This is a genomic window from Chryseobacterium gleum (genome assembly GCF_900636535.1).
GTDB classification, from domain to species: domain Bacteria; phylum Bacteroidota; class Bacteroidia; order Flavobacteriales; family Weeksellaceae; genus Chryseobacterium; species Chryseobacterium gleum.
Genome location: NZ_LR134289.1, coordinates 3614179 through 3626789, shown reverse-complemented (window position 1 = coordinate 3626789; position 12611 = coordinate 3614179). Strand labels below are relative to the sequence as shown.

Below are 12611 nucleotides of genomic sequence, written 5' to 3'. Positions count from 1 at the left end.
AAATTTTACACTTAATCTTGTTTAACAGGCCCGGGAAATTTTCGCGAGCCTGTTTTTATTTCAAAGATTTACAATCACTTTTCCTGCAACGCGGTTAGTCTCAACTTCCAGATGTGCCATTGCAAGGGCTTCAAACGGAAATGTTTTATAAACAAAGGGCTTCAGCACTCCTTCCTTCAATAGACCGGCAATTGCCTCCGTGGTTTCTTTTTTAGATTCTACCATCATAAATTCAATATTTACATTTCTCTCTCTGGCTTTGTCTGCAATATCCTCAGGAATCTCAGGGGACGGAAGCGTTACAATAATTCCGTTTTCTTTTACAACATCTACCGAATCAGACAAGGTTTTTCCCTGAAGGGTATCAATCACTATATCTGCATCCTGTACTTTTTCATGAAAGTTTTCCGTTGTATAATCAATATGTTCATCTGCCCCAAGTGACAACAAAAATTCTTTATTTTTACCGGATGATACAGCGATAACGTATGCCCCGAAATACTTCGCCATCTGAACCGCAAAATGGCCGACACCGCCTGAAGCTGCATGAACCAAAACTTTATTCCCTTTTTTAATTTTCGCAACATCTACCAGCGCCTGATATGCTGTTGAGGCCGCCATTGATGCTGCAGCTGCCTGCTGATGGTTAATATTACGAGGCTTTAAAGCCAGATGTGCCGCCGGGGCAGCCACATATTCTGCATAAGCATTTCCTTTTCCAAAAAAGTTGACCATTCCGAAGACTTCATCTCCCGGTTTAAAATCAGTTATATTTTTCCCGGCTTCCACCACTTCTCCCGAGATATCCCATCCTAAAATAACGGGTCTTTTTTCTTCAAAAATCCAGTTCAGGACGCCTTCATACGCCCTGGATTTTACATCTACAGGATTAATGCTTATCGATACCACTTTTACCAATACTTCATCATTCCCTATTACAGGCTTGTCTATTTCTGCAAATTGAAGATTTTCAACACTTCCTGCTTCGTTTAAAATTACAGCTTTCATTTTTTTGATTTTAATTGTGGGGCAAATGTAGTCTCATCATATCTTTGCAGCAAGTATGTACTTTTTTGTAATCTACGTACTAAAAATATACTAATGCTGATTATCAAATCTTTGAAAAAATGTTAAAAATAAAAAAAGTCACCAATGAGCCATCCTGTCCTGTTGACTACGCTTTTAAACGGATTGGAGGAAAGTACAAAGGTCGTATTTTATGGTATCTCCATCTGAATACGATTATGCGTTATGGCGAACTTCGTAAAACTCTTTCCGATATTACCCCAAAAATGCTTACCCAGACTTTGAGAGAGCTGGAAGATGACAGACTTATCCATAGGGAAGTTTATCATGAAGTTCCTCCGAAGGTAGAATATTCTTTAACGGAAACCGGTGCAGAGCTCATTCCTTTTATTGATTATCTGCGGCTTTGGGGTGAAAATCAGATTGAAAAAGAGAGAATAAAAAATTAAAATCCCTTCAAAACCATGAATGATCATCATGGTTTTAATTTTATATATAAAGGAATATCATTGGATATTTTTAACTAAAAGAACAAACAAACACAGAAATTCATATTCATCTGAATATCAAAAAGTCGTAAATTTAGTATAGGATAAAAACAGTGTTTTCACCCTTTTTTATAGTTGTGCCGTTCGCTAATTTTGTTCCATAAAATTAAAAACCATAAAAATGAAAATTTCCTTTTTTACTAAGATTTTAAGTACGCTCTGCACAGCATTTATTCTTAGTTTCTGCTTGCTAAGCTGCAATGAACCTCCTAAAGAACCTGTAAGTAACAGTTATAAAAAGAAACTGATCAGCTACCGTGAAGGGCGCGTTCTTTTTGATGAATACACCAGAACCAATCATGAAATTCTCATGAAGTACAGAAACGGAGAACCTGATTCCCGATGGTACTGGTTTTCGCTTGAAGATATGGAAGGCTATATTAAATATGTAAAAGAAAACGCCAGAAAACAAAAATTAAAAAATCCGGGAATCAGAATTTATATGGGAAAATACCCGATGAATCATCCTAAAAACAGAATGGCAAAACCTGAATATGCAGGTTACCAAACTATATTTTTAGTACCTACTGCCCAAAAAAGAGAAAGAGAGAAGGCCATGGCCAGATCAGCCACCACCGAAGAAAACACAGACGTTACTTCAATAGAGTCTATGAACATGACCAATCTGGCACCCCCACCAAAAACGTTATCAGAAACAATGCCTTAAAAACATAGCATTATGAACTGGAATATTGAAACAGGGAAACAGATATCGATGGCCATATCCATTGTAGTGATGATTCTGATGGTCATAAAATATAGAAAAACCGGAAAGGAAAATTTATTTTTCATCATAGGATATCTGTTGTTTTCCCTGATTGATATCTCCTGTTACTTCTATTTCAAGCTGACAAATCTGCCTACGGACATCTTCTATGTAATTGGTTTTTTAATGATTGTATTTTTTCTATACTTATTTTACTATTACCAATTATTGTATGTTCCGCTGCTCAAAAATATACAGGCTATCATCCTGGCTCTTTTTGTCCTCAATATTGTCGTGATGTTTTATACAGAAAAAGACCTGCTTCATCATTTCTCTTTCAATATGCTGTATGCAGATATTCTTCTGTTGCTATTTTCAATTATTTTGTTCCTGTACCAAACCTTTAATTCTGATAAGATACTGGAAATCAAGAATTATTTACCATTCTGGATATCAGTGGCTTTACTGATCCTTTTTATCGGAAGCATTCCGATACTTTTTTTCAGAACTACTGTTTCGGAGACAATTTATTTCTTCATCTTATTTATGTTGAATCTGATCAGTAACAGCATACTCATACTGGGTTTAATCTGGAACAAACAGGAAAGAATAAGATAAATGCTTTGCCGATATGGAAGAGAATAATCTGGTCATCATCTTTACGATTACTTTATTCATCATTGTTTTAACAATGGTCTTCATCTATGCGGTTTTTATCAGGAAAAAAACAAGCCTATTGATTGAACAGAAAGAAAAAGATTTACGGTTTGAAAAGGAGCTGGCCACTTCACAGGTGGAAATGAAAGAGCAAACCCTGAATTATATCGGGCAGGAGCTGCATGATGATCTGGGACAGAAACTTTCGGTAGTCCGATTACGTCATAACCAATTGATTACCAAATTAAAAAACTCAGAAAAAGAAGATCTGATTGAACTCAATGAATTATTGGGAGAATGCATACAGGATATAAGAAATCTTTCCAAAACATTAATCACTGAACAGATCATTCATTTTGGGCTGGCAGAATCCATTGAAAGAGAAGTCCAGAGAATCCAAAAACTGAAATTATTAAAAATCGAATTCATCACCCAAAAACAGGATATTGATATTTCGCCTAAACATGGTCTTATTCTTTTCAGGATTATCCAGGAAAGCATCAACAATATTCTGAAACACTCCAAAGCCAAAAACGTTTCCATCCAACTGGAAGATGACTGTGAAAAATTACATATCAGTATTTCTGATAACGGAAAAGGCTTTAATACAAGCGTCATTCAGGACGGCTCGGGATTAAAAAACATGGAATTGAGAGCCAAACTGATTCATGCCGAACTGTCTATACAATCACAAGTGAATAAAGGAACACAAACTCTGATAACCTATCACAAAAATTTATTATGAAAACTATTCCCATAGCGATCGTTGATGATCATACTTTAATCTCCAAGGCTTTGGAAAATATGATCACAGAGAATACTCAATACAGGGTCATTATGAATCATCCCAACGGAGAAGAATTTATTGCAGGCGTGGAAAGAGCTTCTGAACTGCCTGCCGTAGTCCTGATGGATGTCAATATGCCTTATAAAAACGGTATAGAAACCACAGAATGGCTTACGGAACATTATCCTGATATTAAAGTCATTGCCCTGACTATGGATGATGATGAAAGAATATTGATTAAAATGCTGAAGGCAGGTGCTAAAGGCTATCTGCTGAAAGACATGCAGCCTTCTATCCTTTTCCAGGCCATTGAAACGGTATTTGAGAAAGGCAGTTTTTACACTGATTTTGTGGCCCAAAAGCTGTTGAAAGTAAAAACAGAAGAAGCAAAAAACGCATCCTTACTTTCAGAGCTGAGAGACAGAGAGAAAGAATTTATCAAATGGGCCTGCAGTGAGCTCACTTATAAGGAAATAGCAGACAAAATGTGCCTCAGTCCTAAAACCATTGACGGCTACAGAGATTCGGTTTTTGTAAAACTGGATATAAAAAACAGAGCGGGCCTGGTACTTTTTGCCCTGAAACATGATCTGTGCTGACTTAACACCTCAATTTCTAACCTTAATTATTACCTGAAAAAATAAACATCTTTACATTCTGTTTATCAATTCGGCGGCTTTTCAAGCCGCCGAATTCTATTTATAACACCCTAATATACAAATAAAAAGGTGTTTTTCCTTTTTCAAAAGACGGTTTTCTCCTCTGTTTTCGTCATGCGGAATGATAGAATTTTGTCATAGAAAAAAACACAAAAAGGCAGCACCCGAAAAGCCGGAACAGAGTAGGGAATATTTTTTAAAACTAATACAATGAAAAAAGCACTTATCGTAGGTATTAATGATTATGCGCCTATCGGATACGGAGGTCCGGATCTTAACGGCTGTGTAAATGACGCAAGAGACATGGCCAATACATTGGTAATCTGTGGTTTTAGTCCTGCAAAGATCAAAATCCTGACCAATCAGAATGCCACAAGAGCGAATATATTGAACTATCTGAAATCCATGATCAGCACAAGCGTGAAAGGAGATTCTCTTGTTTTTTATTATTCAGGACATGGAACCAGAGTGGCCAATATCGGATCGGATCTTGAACTGGATGGTTTGGACGAAGCTATTTGCCCACACGATTATGCCAATGCCGGTGTCATTCGTGATGATGATTTTAAAGCGGTTCTTGATAAATTAAAGGCTGGAGTGAATATGGAAGTGATCTTCGACTGCTGTTACTCAGGAACCGGAACCAGAAAAATGGATCTGAGTCTGGAAGCTGATCTTCTCAATGAAACTGCCCGTTATATTCCTCCAATGCTTGAGGATGAATTTTACCTGACCTATGCCAGTGAAATCGGAACTAAAAATGCAAAAAAATCAACCGTTCTTACCAAAGCACTTGTTCCGGTTACAGGAATGAATCATACATTATGGGCTGCAGCAAAAGACAATCAGGTATCCATGGAAGGAAATATCAGTGGGCAGATACGGGGTTATTTTACCTATCATTTCTGTAAAATATTGCGTGCTACCAATGGAAATATAGTCCGAAAAACACTTGATAAACAGGTTGCCATTGCATTGGCAGCTATGGGAGCAGCCCAGATCAACCAGACAGAAAGCATGACTGCAGAATTTTCACAAAAAATATTCACTTAACCAATAACCATTACCGGCGGAATCCGAAAAGCCATAAAAGAGTAGGAATATACCAGATTAAAAATAATAATCATGTCAAAAATTGAAAACAACAACCCGATGACCACTGAAGAAGTGTCAAGACTCAGAACGGTTAAAGCAAAATCAACTGAAAAACCTGAAGTTATTCAGAAATTATTCAGCCAGGCTCCTGCCATGGAAACGATTAACGGAAGAACCTTTCCTAAAGGAATGAAAACTATAGGAATACCTATGGACGAAAAAACAGCTGAAAACCGGGCACTGGAAACCGATCATTTCTATCCTACCCATGCTGATTTTGAGTACAGCCCAAAACTGGAACCGAAAAGAGACCGTAAACCTAAATTTATCGACAGAGATTCTTTCCTTACTCCGGAGAATGCAAGAACCATTTTTGGAGTTGATCAGAGAAAAGTATACAATTCTACAGCCTATCCATGGAGATGTGTCGGCAGAGTAGAAAGTTCTCTGGGTTCTGGAAGTGGAGTAATGATCGGGCCAAGACACCTCCTTACCTGCTCTCATATTGTAGACTGGCAGCCTAATAATACAACGGGATGGCTGAAATTCACTCCGATGTATTACAACGGAAGCGCTCCTTACGGAACTGCCTGGGGTACCTTGACGTATTACAAGTATAAAGTTGCAGGACCTTCTATTGACTCTACAGAAATACAATATGATTATGTGGTAATTGTATTGGACAGACCTATCGGAAACAGCACAGGCTGGTTAGGCTCAAAATCCTATTCCGACTCGTGGGATGGAGGAGCTTACTGGACTCATGCCGGATATCCGGGAGACCTTACCGGAACCCAAAGACCTACCTATCAGACAGGTATAGCCCTTGATGGAGATTTCTGGAGTGCTGATGACAACGAAAGCATGAGCCATAAAGCAGATATATGGCCTGGACAAAGCGGAGGCCCTTTCTGGGGATATTGGGACGGCTCTCCGTATGCCGTAGCAACTCAAAGCGCGCATAATCCAAGTGATAATTTTGCAAGTGGCGGCTCAGATTTAGTCAATCTGGTCATCAGAGCAAGAAATGAACATCCTTAATTTAATTTTTTAGTTTAAATCAAAGTCCGCCCTTTGGGGTGGACTTTTTTATGCAGATTAAAATATCGGACTGATTTAGCCAGTATTCTCAATATTTTAATACATTTGTTTAAAACATACTTCAGATGAATTTCGAACAGATCAACTTACACCTTGAGGCTTACAAAGAACATAATCAGATTCTGGATGCAGCAAAATACCTGATCCATTCTTTTAATCTGGAACATGAAAACTTTGCGGGATTTGGCTTCAGGGAAGAGCTTTCTCCCACCTCAATGCTTCTTACGGCAGAAGGCGATATGGGAGGTCCTCAAACAGTGATGATCCCACGAAATTTATTTGATTTTGATCTGAACCTTGTGTTGAATATGGTTGCCCACGAAATGCTTCATGTAAGACAGAAAGCGCCCGGACAGGTGATCGAAGACAAAAATGAAAGAGAATTTCAGGCGTATTATGAAATGCTTTTTCACAAAGTTTTTCCACAGATTCCTGAGGTTTCAGATTTCCATAAAAAATTCTTTGGGGGAAAAGCCCTGGAATACTACAGAAGAATGGGCGAAGGTTCAGTATTACAGCAAAAATATGCAGAACAGAAAACAGAAGTTGAACATTTAATTAACGAATTGCCATGACAGTAAAACCAGACATCACCTGGGCAGATTTTGAAAAAATAGACATCAGATGCGGAACCATCATCTCAGTGAATGATTTTGAAAAAGCAAGAAACCCATCTTATCAGCTGGAGATTGATTTCGGAGATTTAGGAATCAGAAAATCTTCTGCTCAGATTACTTCTCTTTACACAAAAGATGAATTGATCGGTAAACAGATTTTAGCAGTGGTTAATTTCCCCAAGAAACAGATTGCCAACTTCTTCAGTGAATGTCTTGTGTTAGGATTATATGGGGAAGACAAAAAAGACGTCACTCTTTTAACCCCTTCATTACCTACAAAAAACGGAATGCAGGTAGGATAATCTCAAATAAAAACACACATGATACAGAATATACCTTTAGAAAGAGTCTTATTTCTTGATATCGAAACAGTTCCACAGGCAGGATCCTGGAACGACTTATCCGAAACAGAGCAATATCTGTGGGATAAAAAAACAAAATTCCAGAGAAAGGAAGATGTCACTGCAGAAGAATTTTATGACAGGGCCGGCATTATGGCCGAGTTTGGAAAAATCATCTGCATCACCATCGGAATGGTCGAAAAAAATGAAACGTTAAAAATAAAAAGCTTTTCCGGACATGATGAAAAGAAAATGCTCCAGGAATTTGGAGAAATCTTCAACAGTCCAAGACTTTATAATGTGATTCTCTGTGCTCATAACGGAAAAGAATTTGATTTTCCATGGATTGCCAGACGATACCTCATTAATGGAATGCAGCCTCCGGCTCCGTTTCAGATGTTTGGGAAAAAGCCCTGGGAAATTCCGCATATAGATACTATGGAACTCTGGAAGTTCGGGGATTACAAGAGCTTTGTATCGCTTGAACTGCTGGCTCATGTCTTTGGAATTCCTACTCCGAAAGATGATATAGACGGCTCAATGGTTTCATCAATTTACTACATAGAGAAAGACTTGCAGAGAATTGTTGACTATTGTGAAAAAGATGTCTTAACTTTGGCAAATATTTTCCGGCGCATGCGTCAGGAAGATTTGTTGAAAAGGAATATCAATCTAGATTAAAAAATGAAATTTACAGACGATCAAATTGCTGACATTGGTGAGGAAATCATTGGTGTGCTGAAAACCGTATATGACCCCGAAATTCCGGTAGATATTTACGAATTAGGACTTATTTATGATGTCCAGATCTCCGATGATGCTGATGTAAAAATTATCATGACACTTACTACTCCCAACTGCCCTGTTGCAGAGACGCTTCCACAGGAGGTAAAGGATAAAGTGTCTGAAGTAGAGCATGTAAAAAGTGTAGATTTAGAGCTTACTTTCGAACCGAGCTGGAATAAGGATATGATGAGTGAAGAGGCAAAGTTTGAGCTGGGAATGCTTTAATCACCCTTAACAATATAAAACCCCGAAAGAATTATTTTTCGGGGTTTTTGTTTTTTTAGATATCTTTTGCTATTTCCTTTCCTTCTCTCCTGCTCCATTCACTCCATGAACCCACATACAGATCCGGAACCGGAAATCCTGCATAGTCCAACGCTAAAATTGTATGGCAGGCTGTAACACCTGATCCGCAGTGAATAATAAGGTGTTCAGGTTTATCTTTTAATAATTGGCTGTATTTTTCTTTTAAAACTTCCGGACTCAGAAAATTTCCGTTCTCATCAAGGTTCTCAGAAAAAGGAATATTGATTGCTCCAGGAATGTGTCCTGCAACCAGATCAATGGGTTCAGATTCTCCTTTATACCGGTAAGCATCCCTTACATCAATAACTGTAGAAGAATTGTTTTTCAATTCATTTTCAACAATTTCCAGACTGGAAACCGGAAGACTCCAATGATCTTTTTTAATTAAAGAAGCTTTACCAAAAACCTCCTCTCCAGAAGCAAATTCCAAACCTGATTTTTCTGCTGCCTGCATTCCGCCATCAAGAACCTGCACATTTTTAATTCCAAAAGACTTTACCATCCACCAGGCACGTGCCGCTGCATTCGAAGCATTTTTATCATCATACACAACAATATGAGCATCCTCTGAAATCCCAAGATCTGAAAGTGTCTCTGCAAACTTTTCTACAGAAGGAAGCGGATGCCTGCCTCCAAAAGCAGCATTTTCTCCAATCTCTGCCAGATCTCTGTCCAGATCTATGAACCGGGCTCCCTTAATGTGTTTATCAAGGTAGTTTTGCTTTGCATCTTTTCCGGTTCTTGCGTCAAGAATGATAAGATTTTCCGCCGGAATATTTTTTAGCTCGTATGAAGAGATTATTGGAGACATTTTGTTGATTTTCAGGTTAAATTTTAAATTTAATTCGGGTACAATCCATTATTAAACAAGTCGTTCAGCAGTATTTTGTCATTCCGTAGGAATCTCAATTCATTATTAAAAAAATAGTCTTGATTCCTACGGAATGACAAATTTAGCTATGGACATCAAAGATCCATGTAAGTTGTTAATTAGGCGAAATTTATAATTTATTCTTCTTAAAAATGAAAAATATCCTTCGCCTTGTTATAAGAGCTTTCAAAATTCAGCAGATTCAGTTTATGTTCTACTTTTTCCACGCTCATAAAATTGATAACCTGCTCTGTAGGCATATTTCCCACAAGATCATCCTTAGCCATTGGACATCCTCCGATTCCTTTGATGGCACTGTCAAATCTTCTGCAGCCTTTATCATAAGCTGCTTTCAATTTGGAATAGGAATCTTCATAGCGGTTATGAAAATGTCCTCCGAAATTAATTTCAGGATATTTTGAAGGTATTTTTTCAAATAAAAGTGCAATCGTTTCCGGAGTTGCGACGCCTGTAGTATCTGACAGTAAAATATCTTTCACTCCGATATCTGAGAACCGCTGAGCCCATTGGTCAACATCTTCCCATTTCCACATTTCACCATATGGGTTTCCGAAAGCCATCGAGAAATAAATGTTAAGCTGTTTTCCTTCACTCTTTACCAGATCAAGCATTTTAATGATCTCATCAAAAGCTTCCTCCTGGCTTTTATTGGTATTTCTGTGCTGAAAAGTTTCAGAAATAGAAAACGGAAAGCCCAGAATATCTACAGACTGATGTTTCAATGCTTTTTCAGCGCCTCTGTAATTACCGATGATTGCAGAAACTTTCGTTTTGGAACGGGACTTATCGATATTCTCCGCTACCTCATTGGAATCTGCCATCTGCGGAATTGCTTTTGGAGAAACAAAACTCAGACAATCCAATACATCAAAACCAACATCCATCAAGGAGTTGATATAATCAATTTTTTTATCAGTAGGGATAAATTCTCCCCATCCCTGCATAGCATCTCTAGGACATTCGGTAAGAAACATTGTTACTTTTTGATTTTCTCAAATATAATAAAACTAAACTATTTGGTATACTGTACATACAAAGCTAGCACTATTTTGATTTTCAAAGTTTTATATGTGATTAATAATTTCGATAACTGATATTAAATCGCAAATAATGTATTCTCAGCATCAAATTTGCTAACTTTGTTAAAATTTTGATATCTGATGAGTACAATAGAATTCAACCCGTTGTGGAAAGAAAAATTACTGAACCGTTTTCTTAGCTATGTAAAAATATATTCAACCAGCGATGCAGAAAGTGAAACAACACCTTCTACTGAACGCCAGTGGGATATTGCCAATTATATTACTGAAGAACTGAAGACTATTGGTCTGGAAGACGTTTCTATAGACGGCAACGGTTATATTATGGGCTATATTCCTTCTAACCTGGAAAATGATGACAGACCTACCATCGGATTTATTTCACACTATGATACTTCACCGGACTTCAGCGGAGAAAATGTAAGACCTCAGGTTTGGACGAACTATGACGGAAATGATCTTCTTTTGAATCAGGCAACAGTATTCACATTATCTCCTTCAAGATTTGAAAGTTTAAAAAAATATATCGGCCAGACGTTAATTACTACTGACGGAAATACGCTTCTTGGTGCTGATGATAAAGCAGGCTGTGCAGAAATTGTAACAGCGGCCGAATATCTTATTGCACACCCTGAAATCAAACATGGAAGAATTGCTGTAGGATTTACTCCGGATGAGGAGATTGGAAGAGGAGCGCATAAATTCGATGTTGCCAAATTTGGCGCAGAATGGGCTTATACGATGGATGGAGGAGAAGTCGGAGAACTTGAATATGAGAACTTTAATGCTGCCGGAGCGGTGGTAAAAATCCATGGATTAAGTGTTCACCCGGGTTATGCTTACGGAAAAATGATCAACGCAGCTCTTTTAGCCGCTGAATTTGCTCAAATGCTTCCTGCTAACGAAACTCCAGCCACTACAAAAGGTTTTGATGGGTTCTATCACTTAATGGATATTACGGCGGATATTTCTGAGGCCAAACTACAATACATCATCCGTGATCATGATGCAGATAAATTTGAGGCCAGAAAGAAATTCATGGAAGAAAAAGTAGCTGAATTCAATCAAAAGCACGGTGAAGGAACTGCTGAAGTGGAAATCAAAGAGCAGTACAGAAACATGAAGCAGCAGTTTGAAGGCAAAATGCACATTGTAGACCTTGCAGCAAAAGCAATGACTGAAGCCGGTATTGAACCTAAGATCAAAGCGATCAGAGGTGGTACAGACGGTGCACAGCTTTCTTATATGGGACTTCCATGCCCGAATATCTTTGCAGGAGGAATCAACTTCCACGGACCTTATGAGTATGTAGCTTTGGAAAGTATGGAAAAAGCAACTGAAGTCATTATTAATATTGTAAAAGCTTAATAATCATGAAAAAGGTCTTAGCATCAGCATTCATTTTCGCTTTTATTTTCAGCAGTGCCCAGGTTTCTGAATTTCAGAGGGCAGACTCACGCTATGAAAGAAAGAAAACGGCTCTGTATAATAAATATCCTAAGCCTAATGATTTAAGAACAAAGAAAGAATGGCTTCTGACAGAGGATAAAATAACAGCATATAAGACGGCTTTGGAGAAAGCTTCTCTTGAGGATCAGAAAATGATTGCTGCCGACCCTCCTGTAAAAACAAAAGTCTCTAAAGAAGCTGAATATGATAAAGGTAAGGCAGGTTTTCAAAAGCTTTTATATGAAGCCGTAGATCTTGACTTTCTCAACTTTTCGTCGGATTCTTATAAAGCTACAATCAGTTTTGTGGTAGACTCCAAAGGAAATGCCCTTAACCCTAAAGTAAAAGGCAATAATGAAGATGTAAATGCATTTATTGAAGCTGCTTTTTACAGGATTAAAGATAAAGGCAAATGGAAACCGGCAGAAGACAAAGGAAAACCAGTCTCTTCCAATGTTTCAGTCCCTTTAACATTAAATTTTAAAAAATAATATACTAAAACCCGCTGTTATGACAGTGGGTTTTTATTTTTCATATAATAAAAATATAATTAAAGATCATTATGTTGTTGATATTAATTTAATATAATTCTTTTGTAAGT

Annotated in this window: 16 protein-coding genes; 13 read left to right on the top strand and 3 right to left on the bottom strand. The window is 37.7% G+C overall.

Annotation, left to right across the window (positions count from 1 at the left end):
- Nucleotides 1-60 precede the first annotated feature (60 nt).
- Nucleotides 61-1008 (bottom strand): NADP-dependent oxidoreductase, encoded by a 948-nt coding sequence (locus tag EL165_RS16530; RefSeq protein ID WP_002982247.1) that lies wholly within the window; start codon nt 1006-1008, stop codon nt 61-63.
- A 119-nt stretch (nt 1009-1127) separates the two neighbouring features.
- Between EL165_RS16530 and EL165_RS16525 the strand changes: the two genes are divergently transcribed.
- The 11 genes from EL165_RS16525 to EL165_RS16475 all read left to right on the top strand — a co-directional run bounded on the left by EL165_RS16525 (nt 1128) and on the right by EL165_RS16475 (nt 8548).
- On the top strand, nt 1128-1475 hold the full coding sequence (locus EL165_RS16525; RefSeq protein ID WP_002982244.1) for a winged helix-turn-helix transcriptional regulator: 348 nt from the start codon (nt 1128-1130) through the stop codon (nt 1473-1475).
- 220 nt (nt 1476-1695) lie between these two features.
- Nucleotides 1696-2241 carry a hypothetical protein gene (locus EL165_RS16520; RefSeq protein WP_002982241.1) on the top strand — a complete coding sequence of 182 codons (546 nt, stop codon included), beginning with the start codon at nt 1696-1698 and terminating at the stop codon, nt 2239-2241.
- A gap of 12 nt (nt 2242-2253) precedes the next feature.
- Entirely contained in the window at nt 2254-2898 is a 645-nt protein-coding gene (locus tag EL165_RS16515) for a hypothetical protein (RefSeq protein WP_002982238.1), read from the top strand.
- 13 nt (nt 2899-2911) lie between these two features.
- Nucleotides 2912-3682 (top strand): sensor histidine kinase, encoded by a 771-nt coding sequence (locus EL165_RS16510; protein ID WP_002982235.1) that lies wholly within the window; start codon nt 2912-2914, stop codon nt 3680-3682.
- Entirely contained in the window at nt 3679-4323 is a 645-nt protein-coding gene (locus EL165_RS16505) for a response regulator transcription factor (RefSeq protein WP_002982232.1), read from the top strand. The genes EL165_RS16510 and EL165_RS16505 overlap by 4 nt, the downstream gene beginning before the upstream one ends.
- A 270-nt stretch (nt 4324-4593) precedes the next feature.
- Complete coding sequence (locus tag EL165_RS16500) at nt 4594-5436, top strand: caspase family protein (protein ID WP_002982230.1); 843 nt, start codon at nt 4594-4596, stop codon at nt 5434-5436.
- 72 nt (nt 5437-5508) lie between these two features.
- The gene (locus tag EL165_RS16495; RefSeq protein WP_002982228.1) at nt 5509-6519 is read left to right on the top strand and encodes a trypsin-like serine peptidase; all 1011 of its coding nucleotides are present in this window, start codon (nt 5509-5511) and stop codon (nt 6517-6519) included.
- Between the two features lie 125 nt (nt 6520-6644).
- Nucleotides 6645-7154, top strand: a complete 510-nt coding sequence (locus EL165_RS16490; RefSeq protein ID WP_002982224.1) for a hypothetical protein — start codon at nt 6645-6647, stop codon at nt 7152-7154.
- On the top strand, nt 7151-7498 hold the full coding sequence (locus EL165_RS16485) for a tRNA-binding protein (RefSeq protein WP_002982221.1): 348 nt from the start codon (nt 7151-7153) through the stop codon (nt 7496-7498). Before EL165_RS16490 ends, EL165_RS16485 begins: the two co-directional genes overlap by 4 nt.
- An 18-nt stretch (nt 7499-7516) precedes the next feature.
- Nucleotides 7517-8218 (top strand): 3'-5' exonuclease, encoded by a 702-nt coding sequence (locus tag EL165_RS16480; RefSeq protein WP_002982218.1) that lies wholly within the window; start codon nt 7517-7519, stop codon nt 8216-8218.
- A gap of 3 nt (nt 8219-8221) precedes the next feature.
- Nucleotides 8222-8548 (top strand): SUF system Fe-S cluster assembly protein, encoded by a 327-nt coding sequence (locus EL165_RS16475; RefSeq protein WP_002982214.1) that lies wholly within the window; start codon nt 8222-8224, stop codon nt 8546-8548.
- Between the two features lie 55 nt (nt 8549-8603).
- On the opposite strand, the gene EL165_RS16470 is transcribed toward EL165_RS16475, so the two are convergent.
- Together EL165_RS16470 and EL165_RS16465 are read right to left on the bottom strand one after the other, a co-directional pair.
- Nucleotides 8604-9440: a sulfurtransferase gene (locus EL165_RS16470; RefSeq protein ID WP_002982212.1), complete on the bottom strand. Its 837-nt coding sequence runs from the start codon at nt 9438-9440 to the stop codon at nt 8604-8606.
- A gap of 206 nt (nt 9441-9646) precedes the next feature.
- Entirely contained in the window at nt 9647-10495 is an 849-nt protein-coding gene (locus EL165_RS16465; RefSeq protein ID WP_002982209.1) for a hydroxymethylglutaryl-CoA lyase, read from the bottom strand.
- A gap of 186 nt (nt 10496-10681) precedes the next feature.
- Here EL165_RS16465 and pepT point away from each other — a divergent pair, with 186 nt between their 5' ends.
- Both pepT and EL165_RS16455 read left to right on the top strand, forming a co-directional pair.
- Nucleotides 10682-11929 carry a peptidase T gene (gene pepT / locus EL165_RS16460; RefSeq protein WP_002982208.1) on the top strand — a complete coding sequence of 416 codons (1248 nt, stop codon included), beginning with the start codon at nt 10682-10684 and terminating at the stop codon, nt 11927-11929.
- A 5-nt stretch (nt 11930-11934) separates the two neighbouring features.
- A complete protein-coding gene (locus EL165_RS16455; protein ID WP_002982207.1) occupies nt 11935-12501 on the top strand; it encodes an energy transducer TonB in 567 nt (188 codons plus the stop codon).
- Nucleotides 12502-12611 lie beyond the last annotated feature (110 nt).